We start from the raw sequence: 19,998 nt of genomic DNA, 5'->3' as shown, positions 1-19,998 counted from the left end.
AAATTTAGATGACAGATAAAAGAAGTATCTTTCCCGTTATATCATGAATGAACCGCCCCAAAACCATTCTTTTCCATATTGAATAGAATCATCTTTTTGCAGGTCAATGTGATTCAATCACTCTTCCATAATTGTAGAGGACACCAGGTTTGCCAAAATTCATCTTTCCGTATGTCGCGAAAAAAGCAAGCATGGTATGCCTACACACCTTTTCACTTGGATCCATCCCTACACATGTAGGGAATACAAAAACTGGCTGCCAGACCAACCCACTGGATGGGATTCATCCCTACCCATGTAGGGAATACGACTTCAAAGTGTCCGTCGCCGATCCGAGGTTAAATTCATTCCTACGTATGTAAGGAATACGAAATGATCGTACCGGCATCGAAGTCGGTTAAAGATTCATCCCTACCCATGTAGGGAATACTTCGAAAGTTCCCGGGCTTTTTCTTCCATCTCAGATTCATCCCTACGCATGTAGGGAATACTACTGGCCCATCCATTTGCCTTCCGTCTTGCCGGATTCATCCCTACGCATGTAGGGAATACGATACCAAAATGCTCCATTTGACAGTCGAGTCAGATTCATCCCTACGCATGTAGGGAATACAGGAATGAAGCACGATATATAAAACACTTCATTAAAAATGCATCCTCAAAATCCATTGACTTAGTTCTATTTTCATTCTTTCAAGCATCAAATTCCGTAGGAAGTCCTTCCTCAAAATCATGAAACCAGGAAAAAAATGTCCTGGAATGGTCCTGCTCCTCTAAAATGGCGCAAATCGAATAAATAAATGGCACATTGTCCTTTTCTGTTAAAATCTCCTTCAATGCTTCTTTTACAATTTCCTCATCCCGTATTGGATCCAGAGCCATCCGGTTGATTCTCGTCACCAAAAGCGACTCCATCGCAAGCCGGTCTTCCGGATTTCTCTTGAGCAACTTTTCATACCATTCAATCGCCTGATCAAAATGGCGCAACGCTTCTTCCTGCGTTTTTGCCAGTCGCCCTTGTTCGTTTTCCATATCCGCCAAAGAAGCCATATAAAACGATGGTTCCTTTTCCAGCACCTCTTTGAAAATCGGCGTGGCGACTTGATAGAGTTGCAGTTTTTTCGCGCTTTTCTCATCCGTCAAAAGCGATGCCAAATAATAGGCCGACCGAGCCACATGCTCGCGTTTGTCTTTTCCCGATTTAACCAGTTCCCGCTGGGCGTGATAAGCCGTCTCAAAATGAAAGACCGCCTCCGGCTCCTGTCCTGCGTTCATCGCAATCAACCCCGCGATATAGTGAAACCGGGCCCCAAAGTAATCGCGTTGTCTTGGTTTCATTTCCGGCAGCAAAGCTTTCGCTTTCTTTAAATACGTTTTCGCTTCCTTTGCATACTCCGCGTTTGAAAAGCAATTTGCCACAGACAACAGCAATTCGATTTCGTAACTCGCCAAATCGGTCACGGACGGGTCTTTTTTCTTTTGGTTCTCCATTTCGGTTAAAGCCATTCGATACGTTTCCAGCGCTTTTTCTTCCTGCTCCATTTGCTCGTAGGCGTCTGCCATATTATGATAAATCAGCATTCGTCGCAAAGAACGCCAGTTTTTCGGCACGCATGAATTTGTCAATTCCAGCCCTTTCGCGTACGACCAAAACGATGAATTCATTTTTTCCTCGAACGAGTACAAATCCGCTTGCAAAAGCACAAAGTCCATCCGATCCAGCCCATCCAAACCTTCTTCGCGAATCGTTTCCAGACGTTCCAGCGCACGATGGACATCGCCCGTTTCCCCATCCAGCGCCGCCAACGTTAATTTGACTTTGTCCGTTGGCTCGATCGTTTCCAAAAGCGAACGAGCCTCTTTTGTTTTCCCCAAAGCGAACAAACATTTCGCGCGCTCTAAATCAAACGCAGTTCCTTCTCCTTCGTGTTCCAGACATACCTTCATCGCCTCTTCAAAGCGGTATAGCCCACGCAAAGCGCGTATTTTTAACAGCGCTTCCTCCCCATCGTTTTCATGAAAACCGGAAAGTAGCGCGTCCGCCCGCTCAAAATGCAGCGCGTCCAATTCTTTTTTGATTTTCTCTTTTTCATCCATAATTGTATTATACAAAAAAGTATTGAGCCAATGGTACTTCACCTTCACATTCCCCATAAAATTGATTTATTTTCTTATCCCAAATTGTATATTGGCGAAGAGTTTCCCAATAAAAAAAGAAAAAAGACCGTCATCCGGCCTTTTCCCAAGATAAAACAAGAGTTGCGTCCTTTGCCACCGCAAAGGAATAAATTATTTACGACCCTATAATATTCGTTTTTTTAAAAAAATTCAAGCGCTTTCAAAAAAGTCACGGAATTCAGTGACAAATCCCGTGATTTTTATTTTTTACTTCCAAAACATCAGCTTTCGTTCTTCTTTGCGCACCTCGTGCTTCGCGAAATGAACGATCAGTTTAACCAGTCCGGAAACCGCCAGACCGATGCCGGCGCCAATCAGCGCGCCTTTCGCGATTTTCTCGATTCGCTCCTTGCGCACGGCCTCCTCGTCAACCGGATAGTCTTTTGCCGTCACTTCAAACGGCATCGCCTGCTCGTTGACCATCTTCTGCGCGAAAATATTGATCGCTGTCTGCGGTTCCATCCCCAAGTCCTCGCACACTTCGTCAAATTTCGTTTTTAATTCCTTATTCATTTCCAAATCCATATTCGTCTTTTCCATATTGATCTACCTCCACAATATTGTGTTGCTAAGAGCATTGTAACACGAACCCGCCATGACTTCGAGTCGAAGACGTTCTTCTATTCGCAAGACGAAACGATTTTATAGTAGGCCCTCGCCGTGATCCAGTAAATCAAAATATACAAGACGCTAAAAATCAGGAAGCAAGCCAGCGTCGTGAGAACAAACACTTTCATATCCGACAGCAACAGTAGCCGCAACAGCTTGGAAATGATCGGGAACGCGAAACAAATGTGAATGCCCGCCACGATCAGCGGCAAAAAGAACACCGTGATGACTTGCGTGCGAATCGTCTTCTTCACCTGTTTCTCGTCCAAGCCAACCTTTTTCATAATGTCGTACCGCTTCTGGTCCTCGTACCCCTCGCTGATCTGTTTATAGTACATGATCAAAATCGTCGCCATGATAAACAGCAAACTCAGGAACACGCCAATGAACAGGAATCCCGCGTACAGCGCCCGCATTTGCTGGAACGTCTCCACCTTGCTTTCCGCGTAATACGACGAGATCGCCGCCCCCTCAAACGCGTTAGCCAGCCCTTTCATTAAATCGTTCGCCGGGATGTCCTTGTTCGCACTGTCCAATCCGGTCCGGTACTGAAAAGACGTCGTATAGTCCGGATACACTTGCCTGGCCGCCGCCGTCGCCTCGTCCTTGACTCGCAACAAGGCTTCACGGGAAGGAACGACAATCAAGTACGTGTCGTTGACGATCGCCTCGTTTGGATTGTTTTCCGAAAACGAATCCAGCTCCTTCGCCTTGTATTCGGTTCCCAGCAAATGCATCGAGTCAAATCCGTATTTCTCCCGCATACCATACACAAGCACCTCGTCAGGCCCCAGCTTCACGTCGGTATTTTCCAGCGCGTTGTAGTCATCCAGCGTTATAAAATCCGCGTACACCGCGTCCTGTCCAAACGAAACATCGTCCAGCCGGTTTTCGTCTTTTTCCATCGGGATCTCGAACACCGAATAGCCTGTCTGGCACGTTGGATCCATGCCCGAGTCTTTCACGAACGCGTCCATACGCGCCGCGATATCCGGGTTTTCATCCATCGCGTCGTAACGCACCGTCACGTTATAATCGTGTCCGACCCCGCTTTCGACCGCATGCACCATGCCCGCCCACAACGAGATCGTCGTCGACAGCATGACGAGCACCATCGTCGAAAGAATGCAAATGTTGCCCAGCGACACCGCGTTTTGCTTCATGCGGAATTTCATATTCGACACGCTTAAAAAGTGGTCGATCTTGTAGTAGTAGCGCTTGTTTTTCTCCAGCGCCTTCAGCAAGGTGATGCTGCCGCTCGTAAACAGCAAATACGTGCCGATGATGACGCAAATGACCGCCACGAAAAACAACAGCATCGCCATGATCGGGTTCGTGATCGTCACCGAAATCGCGTATCCGGCCGCCAGCAGCACGACGCCTAAAATCGTGATCACCAGCTTGGATTTTGGCTCCTTCTCCGCCATCGAGCCCGAATGCAGCAGCTCGATCGGATTGGCCAGCCGCACCTGCAACAATGCGTACACGAACATCGCCACATACACGATGCCGACATAAAGCACCGTTTCCTGAATTCCCTTGACGGAAATGGAAAAGCCAAGCGGCACGTCCGTGCCCAGCATCTTGATGACCACAAGAAACAGCAGCTTGTCCAGCAGCATGCCCGCCAGCAATCCGCCTGCCAGCGAGATGACAAAGCAAAACAGCAGCTCGTAAAAGATGACCCGCGCCAAATGCTTCTTTTCCATGCCAAGCACCGAGTACAAGCCAAACTCCTTTTTCCTTCGCTTCAGCAAAAACGAGTTCGTGTAAAACAAGAAGATCAGCAAAAACATCTCGACGACAAACACGCCCAGCCCCAGCATCATCTGCATGTACTGGCCGCCCGGCAGCGCCTTCAGCCCCTCGTTGCTGGCCAGCCCGACGATCATATACAGCATCATCGTGGCGAAAACGCTCGTCAGCAAAAACGGGATATACACCTTTTTGTTTTTGACGAGGTTCTGCCACGCCATCTTTACATAAAACGCCTTAGACATGACGACCGTCCTCTCTGGACAGCAGCGACAACGTGTCCGAAATCGCCTCGTACATGCCCTCGCGCGACTTGTCGCCCCGGTAAATTTGATGGAACACTGTGCCGTCCTTGATAAACAGCACCCGTTTGGCGTGGCTGGCCGCCTTCACCGAATGCGTGACCATCAAAATCGTCTGCCCCGTCTCGTTAATGCGCTGAAACAGCGTCAGCAGCTCTTCCGTACTGCGCGAATCCAGCGCGCCCGTCGGCTCGTCGGCCAGGATGAGCTCAGGCTTTGTAATGAGCGCTCTGGCGATGGCGACCCGCTGCTTCTGGCCGCCCGAGCACTCGTACGGAAACTTTTTCATCAAATCCGAAATGCCAAGCTCCCGGGCGAGCGGATCGAGCTTGCCCTTCATCGTCCGGTACTTCTCGTTGCTTAGCACAAGCGGCAAAAAGATGTTGTCCTGGTTGTTGAACGTGTCCAGCAAGTTGAAATCCTGAAAAACGAAGCCCAGATGGCGGCGGCGAAACGCCGACAGCTTCGAATCCTGGATCGTCGAGATCTCCTGTCCATTCAGCAGGATCGAGCCGCTCGTCGGCCGGTCCAACGCGGCCAGCACGTTAAGCAGCGTCGTCTTGCCGGCGCCCGACTCGCCCATGATCGCCACGTATTCCCCTTCCTCGACGGTGAAGTTGACATTCGTCAGCGCGTGCACCTGGTTCATCCCAAACCGCGACGTATATGTTTTCTTTAAATTTTTAACTTCCAATAAAGGCATGATCTCATTTCCTCCCTGTATGTGGTTTTATTATAAAAAAAGCCACCCGCAGGCAGCCATCGTTTGTCCTTACAAATCCATCGCGTTTCTTACAGTTTTGTCATTCACGCTCCAGCAGCGCCGGATCAAGCCGCAAAACGACCCGGGTCCCCTCGTTCAACGTCGACTCGATCCTAAACGGATGGTGGAGCCGACCCAGCACCTGCTCGCACAAATACAGCCCCAGCCCGCTTGACTCCTCCTTGTGGACCCGGCCGTTTTCCCCCGTGAAGCCTTTTTCGCGGATGCGCTTCAAATCTGAAGCCGAGATGCCGCAGCCATGGTCCTCGATCACGAGGTCGTATCCGTTGGCGTACATTTCGATCGTCGAGCCCGGCGCCGAGTATTTGATCGCGTTGGACAGCAGCTGCTCCACGACAAACTGCAGCCATTTTTCATCGCTCAACACCTCCAGACCGGTTGGTATGAACGAAAGCCGGATCTTCTTGTAAATAAACTCCGTCGAAAACGTCCGAATCGCCGCCCGCAGCATGGAATCGAGTGAAAACATGCGGATGACATAGTCGGTCGAGTCGCTTTTCATGCGCAAATACGCCAGCACCATGCCCAAATACCGTTCCAGGGCGAAAATCTGCTTTTTCCAGTCCGCCTCGTTCAAATCGTGGTTGGCCAGCATGAGCCGCATCGCCGAGACCGGCAGCTTCACCTGGTGGATCCACAACGTGAAGTAGTCCGTCAAATCTGTCTTACGCGCTTCCCCCGCCGCGATCAACTCGTTTTTCTCGCGCGCGATTTGAGCAAACAAGGCGCGCAAGTCGGGATCCGTCGTCGTTTCTTCCAGCGCGACATTGAGCAAGGAAACATCCAGAAGTTCCTGCCACACATGGTGCGTCTTATAGTACGCGACAAAGTCCTTGACCACGTAGATCATCAGCGCGACCAGACATAGCGTCAGGCCGTACCCGTACGCCTCGGGCTCCAGACCGTATAGAAAAAACAGCAAGCCGAAAATGAGCGCGAATACCCCCGACAGCACGAACAAGCCAAACCGCGCCTTCACGTATTGAGCAAACAGCTTCATACGATGTAGCCGATGCCTTTGCGCGTCTGAACAAAATCGACGATACCGATGCGTTCCAGCTTTTTGCGCACCCGGTTCACGTTGACGCTCAACGCGTTTTCATCCACGTAGTAGTCGGTTTTCCACAAATACTCCATAAGCTCTTCGCGGGAGACGATCGTGTCCTTTTTCTCCATGAGCAGCCGCAGGATCTTGCCTTCGTTTTTTGTCAGCTCCACGCTTTGCCCGTTGTACGATACGACGTTGTCGCCGATGTTGAACTGCACGTCCTTATGCGTGAGCAAATCGGTCTTTCCGGAAAAATCGTATGTGCGCCGCAAGATGGCCTGGATCTTAGCGACCAGCACCTGGCTGTCGAATGGCTTGGCGATAAAATCGTCCGCGCCCCGGGCGATGGCCATGACGATGTTCATGTTGTCGTTGGCGCTTGAAATGAACACAATGGGCACCTTGGAGTACGTTCGAATTTTCTCCGTCCAGTAAAACCCGTTTTTATAGGGCAGGGAGATGTCCATGAGCACGAGGTCGGCCCCGTAGTCCATCCACGTTTCCACCACTTTGTCGAACTGCACGACCCGCTTCGTATCGTATCCCCATGTCGACAAAAACGAGGCAATCTCGCGGGAAATGATCTCGTCATCCTCCACAATCAGTATTTTATACATTTAATCCCCTTCCTTCTTCCATTCAAACGTGTACACCGGCAAATCCTGTGCGATGGCCGGGTCGAGCGTCTTCAAGTCGAATGGCGACTCGAACTTGCCAATCGTCGTGTCGATCAATGAAAAGTCGATTCCCGTGTCGCCGATCTTCGTGTACTTCACTTCCTTTTTCACCACGACGTCGTTGGCGTACGTTTTCTCGTCGACGATGCCCGTCACCGCTTTGGACTCGTCAAGAACGAACTCGTACACGTCCGACACGATTTGCTGCTTGGATTTCGTCTTTTTCGAATAGTCGCCCACCATCTCCTTTTTCAGCGTGAACGTCAGCACCGTCTTTTCACCTTTGTTTTCCCGGCTGGAATCAAAGTACTTGTCGCTAAGTAGCGAAAGGTCCTCCTTGATGGGCGAGCGGGCCGCGTCGTATTGCTTCAGGACGTCCGCCTGCACATAGTATGTCACGATGTCGCGGCCGTCCACGGGCTCGACGATAAAAATATCCTGTGTCTTTTTGCCTGTCTTTTCGACCCGCGTGAGCGTTTCCTCGTTGGAATCGTACGTTTCGATCATATAGATCGTATCTTCCTTGATCGCGTCCTGCTCCCGGATCGTCGTCTTGACTTGCTCGTTTTCCATCAGCTTTGTGTCCATCGTCCACGAGCGCCACGCGTTGTTGCGTTCGATGGCGTCGTGAAGTGTTAAAAAATCGCCCGAAAGCGAGCGGGAGCAGCCGCTCAAGCCAAACACCAGCAAGCCGGCCGCGATTGTATGGATCCATCTTTTTTTCATATTCTGTTTCTCCGTTCTTTTTTATTTTATCATGTCCGCCAAAGAAATACCGGTGCCATCCCTTACAGTTTCCCAAAGAAAAACACGCCAAAGCGTGTTCTCACCGAATGACTTCGCGCAAGGCGAATCGTCCCGACTCGTATCCATACACGAACAGGCAGCCGTTGCCAAACCCTTTTTTCAGCTCCTCGGATGGATCCTGAATGGCGCGTAAAAAATTGAAGCACGACCCGCCATGCGAGACGGCGAGCACGCATTGATGGTCCTCTTTTTCCATGAGTTCCGTCAGCGTCGCCACCATGCGGTCGCGCGTCGTGTTGCTCGATTCGCCCCCGAATTGAAGATAGTACGTTTCGCAACGGACGGGGTCGTTTTCCGCCAGAAAATCGCTTTCCCCTTCCAGCAATCCGTAGTTGTTTTCCTTCAGCCCTTTCAGGCGCGTGTACGGCAAATCGCACACAAGCTCGAGCGTGTCGCAGCAACGCTCCGACGTCGACGAGTACGCGTGGTCGAAACGAAAGCCGCGTTCCCAAAGCTTTTTTCCGGCCGCCTTCGCCTGCTCGATGCCCCGTTGTGTCAGGGGCGAGTCGCACCATCCCCGGATCTTGTGCATCGCGTTGAACAAAGTTTCTCCGTGGCGCATCAAAACGAGTGTCTTTTCCATTGTTGTTTCCTCCGCTTTCAGCATAAAGACCACACGGAAGAAAGACAATGGACGAATCCGGCGATTCGTCCACTTACGTATGCTGCGCCAGCCACCAAAACAAGCCGGCCAGCGCGAGGAGGCCTGTGATGACCATCAATTTTACGAAGATGGTTGAGCACCGTTCACTCGTTCCGTTGAGTTTGGCCGCGAACTGCATGCATTGCAGTCCAATCAAAAGGAAAAGCCAGCCGATACCGCCCAGCACGATCAGGCCGTAAAACGGCACGAAGTCGCTGACGATCCGGATCATGCGCCTTTCATCATCGACGCGATGAACGCCTTGGAAAACGACGCGTTGTCTTTTAAAAACGAATCGTATTTCGCCATGACTTCCCGCGACTGTTTCAAATACGCGGCTTTTTGCGCCGGAGAGATCCCGTTCATTTTTCTCGTCATCGAATTTCTCCTGAATTTTATTTTAATTTCATTTTATCGTTCTTTTTTCAATTCGCAAAGAAAAACCACTTCAAGAAAAAAAAGAGACCGGAAATGCCAGTCTCTTTTCGTGTTTCAATCAAATCCTTATTTGTAAAGGTTGTAGAACGCTTTCAAGCCAGGGTAACGGGCGATTGCCGTTGCGCCACGTTTGTCGAGTTCGTCTTCGATTCGCATCAAACGGTTGTATTTCGCGATCCGGTCTGTACGGGAAAGCGATCCGGTTTTGATTTGTCCGGCGTTCAAACCAACGGCGATGTCGGCGATCGTCGAATCTTCGGTTTCACCCGAACGGTGCGATACGATGCAAGTGTAGTTGTGCTCTTTGGCCAGCTGCATTGCGTCGAATGTTTCTGTCAGCGTACCGATCTGGTTTACTTTGATCAGGATGGCGTTCGCGATACCTTTTTCGATACCTTCTGCCAGAATGGCAGGGTTTGTAACGAACAGGTCGTCACCAACGAGCTGCACTTTGTCGCCAAGACGCTCGGTCATCTTTTTCCATCCGTCCCAGTCGCGTTCGCCAAGTCCGTCTTCGATGGAGATAATTGGATATTTTTCGATCCATGCCGCGTACATGTCGATCATTTCATCCGAAGTTTTGTTTCCTTGTCCGGATTTTGTCAATTCGTACATTCCTGTTTCATGGTTGTGGAATTCCGATGCCGCAACGTCCATCGCGATCATCATGTCTTTTCCTGGTTCGTATCCAGCCGCTTTCATCGCTTCAACGAGCAGTTCCAGTGGTTCTTCGTTTCCGTCTTTGCAGCTAGGGGCGAATCCGCCTTCGTCACCAACGTTTGTGTTGTAGCCTTTGTCCTTCAAAACTTTTTTCAAAGCGTGGAACGTTTCCGCAGCCATACGTACCGCTTCTTTTTCGTTTTTCGCGCCAACAGGCATGATCATGAACTCCTGGAAGTCAACTGTGGAGTCCGCGTGGCTTCCACCGTTGATTACGTTGCACATTGGCACTGGCAGCGTGTTTCCGTTGAATCCGCCAAAGTAGTTGAACAAAGGCATTCCATAGAAGTCAGCGGCAGCGATCGCGCAAGCCATGGAAACACCCAGTGTGGCGTTGGCGCCAAGGTTTTTCTTGAATGGCGTGCCATCCAGTTCAAGCATCGTCTTGTCGATCAGGTTTTGATCCCGAACATCCAAACCGATTACGGCTGGCGCGATGATCGTGTTTACATTATTCACGGCTTTCGTCGTTCCTTTTCCCAGGTAACGGCTCTTGTCGCCATCGCGAAGCTCCAACGCTTCCCGTTCGCCTGTACTTGCACCACTTGGTACCATCGCACGTCCGTACGCACCAGATTCCGTCGTCACTTCCACTTCAACCGTTGGATTTCCACGGGAGTCAAGAACCTCGCGTGCATATACATCAGTAATAATAGGCATAATTAAAATATCCTCCTCTAAGCTTTGAGCTAATAAAATATTAACACTCCCCCCCTCTATTTTCAATAAAATTTGGAATCTAAAGCGCTTTCAAGACGCGTTCGATCTCGCTTTTTCCCTCATTGATAAAGACGCACAAAAAACCATTGACGCCCCGTTTTTTCAAACGATCCACCCAGAAAAGATGGTCGGTCGTTTCCGAGTCGAACAGCCGCATGCGGCACCCCGCATCCCCGACGCAAAGCACCTCGCGGCCATCCGTTCCTTCCAAGGTGTATTCGTGCTCGTGGCACAGCCGGCAGCCAACCCGCCGGCCGTCTTTTTTTAACGTGTTGACTGGACAATGGTTCATGAGCATCAGCCGCCGCTTTTGATACACGCACACAATCACGGGCGCCTTTTGCTCGTAGCGCGCTTCAAACGCGTCCAGCGTCTGCTCGATTTGGTCCAGGCGCATCTCGTCGGACAACCCGACTTTTTCATATCCAAGCTCCAGCAGCGCGGCGATCGCGTACGAGTTGGTCACGTTCATATCCAAAATGATCTTTCCTTTTCCCAGATGGGTCAGCACGTCGGCTTCCATGGTGTCGATGCGGCCTTTTTTCGCCGTTTCCGGCAGATTTTCCGCGATCCACGTGACGTTTTCCTCCCCCTTCTGGCTCAACGACTCAATTTGGGCCAGCACGACCGGCTCCTCGTTGACGACTGGAAAAAACACATACGGCTTTTGGGGGTGAATGACATATTCGAGCCGCTTGAGGCGCAAATGCTCCAGCGCCTCCTTGCGCAAGTTGTTCATCACTTTAATCGGAAAATAAATGCCGGGCACCAAATCGTAGTCGATTGCCGTAAAATACGCCCATGAATCGTTGGTTTTGTTAAGTTGTTTTCCAAGGACGGCCGCGTCGGTCGCCTGATTTTTTGCCGCTTCGGCCTTGCCGTGCGATTCGATACGCACCGTGTGCGTCCCGTCGCTGACTTCCAGCGTGAGAGGGTGGCCGACGCCCTGGCAAACCGCTTTGGCCGTGACTCCCACTTGCCGATGGGCGTGTTTCACGCATTCCGCCACTTCCTTGCGATATTTGGCGTCGACGGTCTTTTTGACGACGCTGCCCGGTTTCACGCCTTCGGGGCCGTCAATCGTGATCGTCTGTCCGGCCGCTCCTTGCGCGATGAGGCGGTTGCGTCCGTCGTACATATAATTGACGTGGCAGCCCGTCGACGACCGGTTCGTTTCAAAGCGGATCCCGTCGTTTTGGTTGAGCTCGTGCGTCAGCTCGATCGTGATTTTCTTGTTTCGGACCGCCTTGACTTTCCCGATCGTCAAGCCGTGGTGGTTGCTCGCTTTCATTTCCATGAGCTGGCTGCCCCGTTTTCCGTACGTGTGGCCTTCGGTGAATGTGCGGTTGAATGTCACTTCCAAATGCTCCTCGTCCTCCTGCGTGACGGGCTCGTTTCGAAGCGCCTTTTTGATTGCTTCCACGCTGGCGTACACATACTCCGCCGATTTCATGCGGCCTTCGATTTTCAGCGAAGCCACGCCGGCGTCTTTTAAATCCTGCATATCGTGGATGAGGGAAAGATCGCGGGGCGAAAGCAGGTACATCGGAATCTTGTTGATGTTTTCGCCATCTTCTTTCAAGTAGTACGGCATCCGGCATGGCTGGGCGCACATGCCGCGGTTGCCGCTGCGTTTGTACATGATGCTTGAAAACTGACACTGTCCCGAATAGGAGATGCACAACGCCCCATGCACGAACACTTCGATTTCCATCCCGGTCGCCGCGCACGCTTTGATTTGCTCGAGGGTGCACTCGCGTGCTAGCACGACGCGGCGCACGCCTAGCTTGCGAAGCTGCTCGATTTGGAACGGCGTCGACACGGAAAGCTGGGTCGAGGCATGGACTTCCAGGTCGGGAAGCCGTTTATGGAGCAAATGGATCAAGCCAAGATCCTGCACGATGACGGCGTCCACGTTGATATGGTACAGCGCTTTCGCCATTTCGTAGGCGTGCTCGATTTCGTCCTCGTACAAAATCGTATTCATCGTGATGTACACTTTCATGCCGATGGTGTGGGCGCGCTCGATGATTTCTTTGGTTTCCTCCAGCGTGAAGCGGTTGGCGAAGGCCCGGGCGCCAAATTCCGGCAAGCCAAAGTAAACTGCGTTGGCGCCGGCCGCGAACGCCGCTTCAAGTGATTCCCGGCTTCCAACCGGAGCAAGTATTTCTGGGTGGTTCATGTTTTGTGTAGTTCTCCTTCAATCGTTCAAAAAAAGCACGGTTACCGTGCTTCGTTTTTCTCATAAAACGCCTTGATGGCCTCAAACGTCTGCTGCGAGATCACATGCTCAATGCGGCAGGCGTCTTCCTGCGCGATGTCGCGGGGCACGCCAATCGCTTCCAGCATGCTGGAAAAAAACACGTGCCGCTGGTAGGTTTCCTCGGCGACTTGTTTTCCAAGCTCGCTTAAGCGGATGCACTTGCTGTGGTCCAGTTCGATCAGCTGTTGTTCCACCATCAATTTGACTGCGTGGGAAACGCTCGGTTTCGAATATCCAAGATAACTGGCGACGTCGACGCTGCGCACGACCGGCAGTTGTCCGGACAATACCAAGATCGCTTCAAGATAATCTTCCAATGATTCGCCGTAATGCTGCATCTCAAATTCTCCTGTTCTATCCATCCTTATTTTAGCGGTCGCTAACTGCCTTGTCAATTTCGGGCATCACACAAACGTGGAATGCTCGAACGTGTCGATCAGGCCGGCCGCGTCCATCACGAATCTTCGCTTTTTCGTTTGAAAGCAAAAGAGGATGGAATCCGTTGGCGCGCAGCAATTCATATCGTGGATGATTTCAAAATATCCGGTTTTGCCGTACATTTCCAAATCCGGACCGGTATAGACGAATAGCTTGCTCGCGTTTTCCTCGCACAAACGAACCGCTTTTTGCTCGCGGACGATGTCTTCGCTCATGACTGTCACCTCGTTTCGCTCCTATTGTACAAAAGGCGCCCCGGAAATGGTCGTCATATGCTTTCACGAACCTTATTCGTGGCGAATGGCTTCCAGCGCCGGCACCTTGACCGCCTTGCTGGCCGGATAGTAGCCGGATACCACGCCGATGAGAACGGAAAACAGCAGGGCGAACAACGCCAGCCACCATGGAATGACAGACAGCGGCGTTCCTTCGATGCCAAACAAAAACAAGACTTGCTCACCAAACGACTGGGCGGGCGCCTGGGCGTTGGCGAAAGAGTTCATGACCATGGATAAAACAAAGCTGAGAGCCAGCCCGGCGACGCCGCCAATGAGCCCGATCATGCCGGCCTCCATCAAAAACAGGGCCCGGATGTTTTTCGTAAAGCAGCCCAGCGCCTTCATGATGCCAATTTCCCGGGTCCGCTCGGTGATGGACATGATCATCGTGTTCGTGATGCCGATGGCGGCGACCAGCAGCGAAACCGCGCCAATGCCACCCAGCACCATCTGAATCATCCGGGTCGACTCCTCCATCGACTCGCGCATGCTTTCCATCGAGTTGGTTTGAAAGCCCAGCCCCTGGATTTGTTTTTCGATGTCCGAAACGTTTTCGATGGCGTCGGCTTTGACCATGGCGCCCGAGTAGTTGAACGTGGTGGACGGCTTGCCGGCTTTGCGGTTGGCATCTTTCCACAACGTCTTCATCTCGTTCATGTCGATCAAAAGCCCTTCGCCGGTTTCGTAGCCGATCATGTAGTTTTCCTTCAAACGGCCGGTGACGGTCACGGTTTCCTTGAATTTGTTTTGCTCGTCGACCGCGATAGAAAGGTCGACTTTGGCGTTGAGCGGATCAAAGTACGGATCGGGCAGGTTGTCCTCGTTCATGTTGCCGTTTTCGTCATACAGCATCGAGTAGTAGTCGATCGTGTTGCTGCCGTCCGGACGGGCCGTGTCTTTGAAGTTGTACGCGAAGCGCTCGCCGGCCAGCGCCTGCTTTTGCGCGCCCGCAACCGGAAGCGTCCCGTCCTTCAACTCGTAGCCAAACCCTTCGAGCTCGGAAAAGTCGATGCCGACCAGCGGGGCGTACATCGCCTCGTAGCGGCCGTTGGAGCCTGTCGAGATCTTGATTGGATAATCCTGGATCTCGAACTTGCCGCTGGCGGCCTGGACGCCGGGAATGGCTTTGATGCTGTCGAGCGCCGCCTCGTCCAGCTTGGTTTGCGAGGTCGGGTCGTAGTTGGGGTAAATCGTGATCATACGCAAATCGCCCATGCTTTCAAGCATCTTTTTTTGCGAGGCGTCCATCGCGACGCCGATGGATACCATGACGACGATCGACATGCACCCGATCATGACGCCAAGAACGGTTAAGATCGTTCTCGACTTGCGCCGCTTGAGATTGTTGAGGCACATGCGCCAAAGATCGCGGAACGTCATTGTCCGTCATCCTTGTCGTCGTCAAAATCAAGTTCTTCGACGTTGCCGGCTTGTTTTTTCTTTTTGTGGCGTTTTCGCAAAAGCACAACAGCCACGACGGCTCCGGCCAGCGCGACGACGCCGACCACCCAGCCCCAGGGCGACGACGGCTCTTCGACTGGCATTTCCATGCCGCCATCCGGTATGACGGGCGCCATTTCCCCGACATTGAGTTCGACTGGAAACTTTTCTTCGACCAGATCCTCGTTCGCGTTTTCATACGAAATCACGATCGTGGCCTTTTGCTGGCCGGGCTTGTCTGGAATCAGGATGACGTCGATCGAGCCGCTGTTTCCCGACTCGATGTTGCCGACGTTTTGCACTTTTTGCAGCGCCGGAACATCGCCTTCGACTTTCACTTCGACATTGCTCAGGGACGATTTTCCTTTGTTCACGTAATTGAACGACACGACGCATTCACTTCCGACGGAGGCCATCTCGGGCAAAACGGGCTCGTTGATGACGAAGCGGTCTTTCAAATACACCGGAATGGAAATTTTTTCCGCCATAGTCTGGTTGACGCGTTCGCCGTCTTCCACATAGTCGTAGCGGAAGTTCACGTCCACGACGGCGGATGTACTTTTTTCGATCGCGAGCGCCTTCATCGTCAGGTCAATCGTTTTCGACTGGCCGGCTCCCAGGCTTTCGAAGTAAAACGTGTTGCTGGAATTGGCGATGGAGAGCCCTTCGCCGGTTTCGAGCGCCACGACGATGTTTTCGGTCGCCAGGGTTTTGGATGTGTTGTAAAACTCGAGGGACAACCCAAACTCCTTGCCCGAATAGATCGGATCCTTGCCGTACGAATATTTTTTGACGATGAGATTGGGCGCCGCGCTCTTGACGACTTTGGACGAGTAGCCATCGTCCCCTCCGCCAGCGTCCCCTCCTCCAGCGTATCCGCCATCCCATGTTGGCGTGTCGACGGGGGTGTCCGCGGGCTGGTCGGGTGTATCGGGCTGGTCGGGCTGCGCTGGTTGCTCGTCGCATTCCTTGATCGCGATGGAAGGCGTCGTGTAGCCGATTTGGAGCGCGGAGTAGCCGATTTGAAAACGGAACTCGTCGCCTTTTCCTTTCCAGACGACGTCTTTGAACACGATTTTGACTTTGAGCGGTTCTTGCTCCTTGCTTAGAAGAATCGCCTGCATCGTTTGTCCGCCGGAAAAGTCGTCGGTGAGCCGCTCGATGTTGAGCGAGTGGATGCTTTGGTTGATTTTGTCGATTTCCTCTTGTTCCAGCGCTTTCTGGGTGCTGACAGCCGGATCGCTGGCTGTGACGACGAGCGTGAACTTTTCGCCTTTTTTCAGCGTTTCGACCGGTTCGCCCTGCTCGTTGACGAGCGAATAGCTGTTAACGGAAAACGCGCTTTGCGCTTTGGCTTCGGGCTTTTCGACCGGATTGGCGGGTTCGGTCGTTTCTTGCGCGAAAACGACCGGATTGCCTGCCATGCATGCCGCCAAAAAAAGGGCGGCTAGTTTGTGGTTTCTTTTCATATCAAAATTTCCTCTTCTTTTTTCCATTCTTCTTGTACGATTTCCCCGTCATGCAGCGTGACGATGTGGTCGGCGTAGGCGGCCATGTCCTTGTCGTGGGTGACGAGAATGAGCGTCTGGTCGTATTCGCGGGCGAACGCGACCATCATTTCCATGACTTCCTTCGTGCTTTTCGAATCCAGATTGCCGGTCGGCTCGTCGGCGAAAATGACTTCGGGCGTGTTGATGAAAGCCCTGGCGATGCCGACGCGCTGCTGCTGGCCGCCTGACATCTGGTTTGGATAGTGGCTCATCCGTTTTTGAAGTCCGACCCGCCGGAGCATGCGCGCGGCTTTTTTGTTCCGCTCTTTCAAGGAGACGCCCGCGAACATGAGCGGCAGCGCGACGTTTTCGAGCGCGCTGAAGTGCGGGAGCAAATCGTAGGACTGGAAGATGAATCCGGAATGTTTCTGGCGGAACGCGGCGAGCTCGTTTTCGTCCATTCGCGAAATGATTTGCCCGCAAATTTTCACCCCGCCCCGGGTTGGTTTTTCCAAACCGGCCAGCTGGTTGAGCAGCGTGCTTTTTCCAGAGCCGGACGGGCCGAAAATGCAGCAGATCTCCCCTTTGCGAATATCGAGACGAATGTCGCGCAGCGCGTACACTTTTTCTTCTCCCATGTCGTAGATCTTATACAGTTTGCGAACTTGTACGATCTTTGGTGCTTGTTCCATAGTCCATATCCTTTTCTTTTTTAATATTATTGTATCAGAAACAAAAAACAAATTTCTTAAAAATTTCGAAAGATGCCGTTTCCTTCCAAGCGTCTCGTTTGATGTTCCAGCCTTTTTGCCGGACAATAACAAAAAAAGGAGGAACACGATGCGACTCAAAAACAAAGTCATTGCCGTCACGGCTTCGACGCGAGGCATTGGGTGGGCGATTGTCCAGGCGTGCGCCAAAGAAGGCGCCATTGTCTACATGGCGGTTCGGCGCGTGGAGGACGCGCGCCGGCAGGTCAAGGAACTCAACGAGCAAGGCCGGATCATCAAAGCGATTTACTGTGACGCGTACGATCATCAGACGTATAAAGACATGATCGAAACGATCGTGGAGGAGGAAGGCCGCCTGGATGTGCTCGTCAACAACTTTGGCACGAGCGATCCGCGCAAGGACAAAGACATCGAGCAGACAGACTTTCACGATTTTATTTCAACCATCGACACGAATCTGGCCAGCGTTTACATTCCGTGTCAGGAAGCCATTCGGGCGATGAAAGGAAACGGCTGCGGCAGCCTTATCAACATTTCGTCGATTGGCGGCGTCGTGCCGGATATTTCGCAAGTCGCCTACGGCACAAGCAAGGCGGGTATCAACTACTTGACGAAGCTGATCGCGGTGCAGGCGGCCAAATACAACATTCGCTGCAACGCCATTTGCCCGGGCATGATCGCCACGGACGCGGTCAAGGACAACTTGTCCGACGAGTTCAAGACGTTTTTCTTGAAACACATCCCGTTGAACCGGATGGGCAATCCGGACGAGATTGCGGCGCTTGCGGTGTACTTTGCCAGCGACGAATCGGCGTACACGACCGGACAAGTCGTCGAGGTGGCGGGAGGCTTCGGCATTCCGACGCCGGTGTTTGGCGACCTAACTGGCGGCGATACCAAGCGCTAAGAGCACGTGAACGATAAATGGTGTTCCGGGGACCCGGCGCACCATTTTTCTTTTGAAGTTTTTGGATTTATTTCCCAAATCTTTCGAAAATAAAAAGTTTTCGGATTTTTAGCCTAAAACTTTCAGTTCCACACGATCGCCTTTCTGAACCGGTCGGGCAAACAGCGCCTCCACCGTCCGCTTTTGCGAGGAGGTCATGGTAAAGACCGGAAACGTGACCGTTCCTTTTTGGTTGATGTGAAATTCCCGCGTTCCAAGCCAGCCCGCGCTCTCCTCGTCGATGTCGATTTGAGTAAAGCGGCTCTTTTCCGTTGTGAAATCATAAATCATATGATACGGCCCCCACGTCGGCTCCGGATCGCCGGGATCAAGATGGCGCTGGCAAAACTCGCTGGCGTAGGTGTTCGCGAAGGGCGTCAGTTCCGTCAGCACGAGCCGAAATTCGGTGTTGAAATCATCGCGCCGAAACATGGATGGGATCGTGATGTTTCCTTGCGCATCCAAATCCAATGGAAAGAGGAGCAGTTCGAGCAAAGGGCGTAAAAACGGCTCGTCGAGATTGCTTGCTTTCATCACCGATTCGACGACCATGTCCTCTTTCCCTTCGGGAACAAGCGTCAGGATCGTCGTGTCGTGATCGACTGTTTTCATGATTTCCGCTTTTTCCAAACCGCCATCTATGAAAAACCGGTCGTATTCATAAATCGCGTCTCCCGACTTCCAGACAAGCGTCTTCTGGGCGTCATTGTCGTTTTTCCAATCGGTTTTCGTGTTCAGCTCCCAATCCACATCCATCGCGTATTCGGCTTGGCCATCAAGTTTTTGAAGCCCTTGAACGACTTTGTCATCCACACTGGGAGCGGAGCAGCCTGCCAGCCCGGCAAGCATCCCGAACGCCAGCGTCTTTATCCAAACGTTTCCTTTCTTTTTCATGAAACTCTCCTTTAGTCAATATACTCTCTGTCCTTTTTCGGCAAATCAAGTCCACATACTCACGAAACGACAGTGGATACATTTTTATATCGTTGATATTTTCTTTAATTCCTTCACTACAGACAAACCTTTTATCCAGACATACATCGGCAGCATATGAATTCCATTCACACATTCTGTCTTGTTTTTTAAATATGAATTCTGACCTGATCCACGTATGCAAACCTCATTTTCTTTCCCTTTTAAGAAATTTGGAGCCGAACTAACGTCTCCATTATTTAAAAGTCTAGGTGTACCATCCTTATTTGTACAAACGATATCAACAAGTTTATGATTCATAATTTTATCTCGAGTATCTTCCCAAAGCTTCCGAACCTTCGTATCAATAAAATCATCAGTGAATACCAGTCTTTTAAAACCTATAAAGACATTTGATAAAAGAGAGTAGTCTTCGTTCTTTGAATTTGTTTGAGCTTCTTGAAACATAATACATAAAAACTCATTATCCGCAAAATAAGTATACAAGTCAGAGTCTTCAAAAGTGATAGCTCTTTCTGTTCCATCATCTTCAACTACTACTTTCCTGACCATTTCATTGAAATCAATACGATATAGTTTCATATCTTCAGTATGGCCACCTTTTGAATTAAAAGTAATAGTTTTAGCAATCAATCCAAATCGTTGAAACAAATCGATTTGATTTAATTTACTTGCAGTGCCTCCAAACATAGCCACAACAATTTGTTCTGAGATATTTTTCATTTCTCCTGGTATATATGAATTAGCCCATTTAACTGAGCCATTCTATATACCTTTTCCTTTCTACCTGATTTTGTA

General features: G+C 51.2%; 20 protein-coding genes and 1 CRISPR repeat array. Of the genes, 1 reads left to right on the top strand and 19 read right to left on the bottom strand.

Annotation, left to right across the window (positions count from 1 at the left end; genetic code table 11):
* Nucleotides 1-219: 219 nt before the first annotated feature.
* Nucleotides 220-613: a CRISPR direct-repeat array (repeat unit 30 nt; unit sequence CAGATTCATCCCTACGCATGTAGGGAATAC).
* 80 nt (nt 614-693) lie between these two features.
* From ABNS49_RS12915 to ABNS49_RS12835, 17 genes are all read right to left on the bottom strand, one after another.
* On the bottom strand, nt 694-2,097 hold the full coding sequence (locus ABNS49_RS12915) for a tetratricopeptide repeat protein (RefSeq protein WP_168353614.1): 1,404 nt from the start codon (nt 2,095-2,097) through the stop codon (nt 694-696).
* A gap of 288 nt (nt 2,098-2,385) precedes the next feature.
* The gene (locus tag ABNS49_RS12910; protein ID WP_135980674.1) at nt 2,386-2,718 is read right to left on the bottom strand and encodes a type II toxin-antitoxin system RelB/DinJ family antitoxin; all 333 of its coding nucleotides are present in this window, start codon (nt 2,716-2,718) and stop codon (nt 2,386-2,388) included.
* A gap of 80 nt (nt 2,719-2,798) precedes the next feature.
* Nucleotides 2,799-4,787, bottom strand: a complete 1,989-nt coding sequence (locus tag ABNS49_RS12905) for an ABC transporter permease (protein ID WP_348688276.1) — start codon at nt 4,785-4,787, stop codon at nt 2,799-2,801.
* The gene (locus ABNS49_RS12900; protein ID WP_288342494.1) at nt 4,780-5,547 is read right to left on the bottom strand and encodes an ABC transporter ATP-binding protein; all 768 of its coding nucleotides are present in this window, start codon (nt 5,545-5,547) and stop codon (nt 4,780-4,782) included. The genes ABNS49_RS12905 and ABNS49_RS12900 overlap by 8 nt, the downstream gene beginning before the upstream one ends.
* A 100-nt stretch (nt 5,548-5,647) precedes the next feature.
* Nucleotides 5,648-6,628, bottom strand: a complete 981-nt coding sequence (locus ABNS49_RS12895; protein ID WP_288342492.1) for a sensor histidine kinase — start codon at nt 6,626-6,628, stop codon at nt 5,648-5,650.
* Entirely contained in the window at nt 6,625-7,293 is a 669-nt protein-coding gene (locus ABNS49_RS12890; protein WP_288342491.1) for a response regulator transcription factor, read from the bottom strand. The genes ABNS49_RS12895 and ABNS49_RS12890 overlap by 4 nt, the downstream gene beginning before the upstream one ends.
* On the bottom strand, nt 7,294-8,079 hold the full coding sequence (locus ABNS49_RS12885; RefSeq protein WP_288342489.1) for a hypothetical protein: 786 nt from the start codon (nt 8,077-8,079) through the stop codon (nt 7,294-7,296).
* A 100-nt stretch (nt 8,080-8,179) separates the two neighbouring features.
* Nucleotides 8,180-8,743 carry a histidine phosphatase family protein gene (locus tag ABNS49_RS12880; RefSeq protein WP_288342487.1) on the bottom strand — a complete coding sequence of 188 codons (564 nt, stop codon included), beginning with the start codon at nt 8,741-8,743 and terminating at the stop codon, nt 8,180-8,182.
* A 73-nt stretch (nt 8,744-8,816) separates the two neighbouring features.
* Entirely contained in the window at nt 8,817-9,035 is a 219-nt protein-coding gene (locus ABNS49_RS12875) for a hypothetical protein (RefSeq protein ID WP_288342485.1), read from the bottom strand.
* Nucleotides 9,032-9,181, bottom strand: coding sequence for a hypothetical protein (locus ABNS49_RS12870; RefSeq protein ID WP_288342483.1), 150 nt, complete (start codon nt 9,179-9,181; stop codon nt 9,032-9,034). Before ABNS49_RS12870 ends, ABNS49_RS12875 begins: the two co-directional genes overlap by 4 nt.
* Nucleotides 9,182-9,307: 126 nt before the next feature.
* Nucleotides 9,308-10,621, bottom strand: a complete 1,314-nt coding sequence (eno, locus tag ABNS49_RS12865) for a phosphopyruvate hydratase (protein ID WP_135980665.1) — start codon at nt 10,619-10,621, stop codon at nt 9,308-9,310.
* A 79-nt stretch (nt 10,622-10,700) separates the two neighbouring features.
* The gene (locus tag ABNS49_RS12860; RefSeq protein WP_288342481.1) at nt 10,701-12,863 is read right to left on the bottom strand and encodes a U32 family peptidase; all 2,163 of its coding nucleotides are present in this window, start codon (nt 12,861-12,863) and stop codon (nt 10,701-10,703) included.
* A 41-nt stretch (nt 12,864-12,904) separates the two neighbouring features.
* Complete coding sequence (locus ABNS49_RS12855) at nt 12,905-13,282, bottom strand: metal-dependent transcriptional regulator (protein ID WP_135980663.1); 378 nt, start codon at nt 13,280-13,282, stop codon at nt 12,905-12,907.
* Between the two features lie 66 nt (nt 13,283-13,348).
* On the bottom strand, nt 13,349-13,597 hold the full coding sequence (locus ABNS49_RS12850; protein ID WP_135980662.1) for a hypothetical protein: 249 nt from the start codon (nt 13,595-13,597) through the stop codon (nt 13,349-13,351).
* A gap of 72 nt (nt 13,598-13,669) precedes the next feature.
* On the bottom strand, nt 13,670-15,040 hold the full coding sequence (locus ABNS49_RS12845) for an FtsX-like permease family protein (RefSeq protein ID WP_288342479.1): 1,371 nt from the start codon (nt 15,038-15,040) through the stop codon (nt 13,670-13,672).
* Entirely contained in the window at nt 15,037-16,569 is a 1,533-nt protein-coding gene (locus ABNS49_RS12840) for a hypothetical protein (RefSeq protein WP_288342477.1), read from the bottom strand. Before ABNS49_RS12840 ends, ABNS49_RS12845 begins: the two co-directional genes overlap by 4 nt.
* Nucleotides 16,566-17,282: an ABC transporter ATP-binding protein gene (locus tag ABNS49_RS12835; protein ID WP_288342475.1), complete on the bottom strand. Its 717-nt coding sequence runs from the start codon at nt 17,280-17,282 to the stop codon at nt 16,566-16,568. The genes ABNS49_RS12840 and ABNS49_RS12835 overlap by 4 nt, the downstream gene beginning before the upstream one ends.
* A gap of 148 nt (nt 17,283-17,430) precedes the next feature.
* On the opposite strand from ABNS49_RS12835, the gene ABNS49_RS12830 reads away from it, so the two are divergent.
* Nucleotides 17,431-18,228, top strand: a complete 798-nt coding sequence (locus ABNS49_RS12830; protein WP_288342473.1) for an SDR family NAD(P)-dependent oxidoreductase — start codon at nt 17,431-17,433, stop codon at nt 18,226-18,228.
* Between the two features lie 108 nt (nt 18,229-18,336).
* On the opposite strand, the gene ABNS49_RS12825 is transcribed toward ABNS49_RS12830, so the two are convergent.
* On the bottom strand, nt 18,337-19,161 hold the full coding sequence (locus tag ABNS49_RS12825) for a hypothetical protein (RefSeq protein ID WP_288342471.1): 825 nt from the start codon (nt 19,159-19,161) through the stop codon (nt 18,337-18,339).
* 84 nt (nt 19,162-19,245) lie between these two features.
* On the bottom strand, nt 19,246-19,923 hold the full coding sequence (locus ABNS49_RS12820; protein ID WP_289642151.1) for a hypothetical protein: 678 nt from the start codon (nt 19,921-19,923) through the stop codon (nt 19,246-19,248).
* Nucleotides 19,924-19,998: the final 75 nt, after the last annotated feature.

Origin of the sequence: uncultured Dubosiella sp. (assembly GCF_964018005.1) — a bacterium.
Taxonomy (GTDB): Bacteria; Bacillota_I; Bacilli_A; order Erysipelotrichales; family Erysipelotrichaceae; genus Dubosiella; species Dubosiella muris.
The sequence above is the reverse complement of the archived record's forward strand: the minus strand, read 5'-3'. Positions and strand labels throughout refer to the sequence as shown.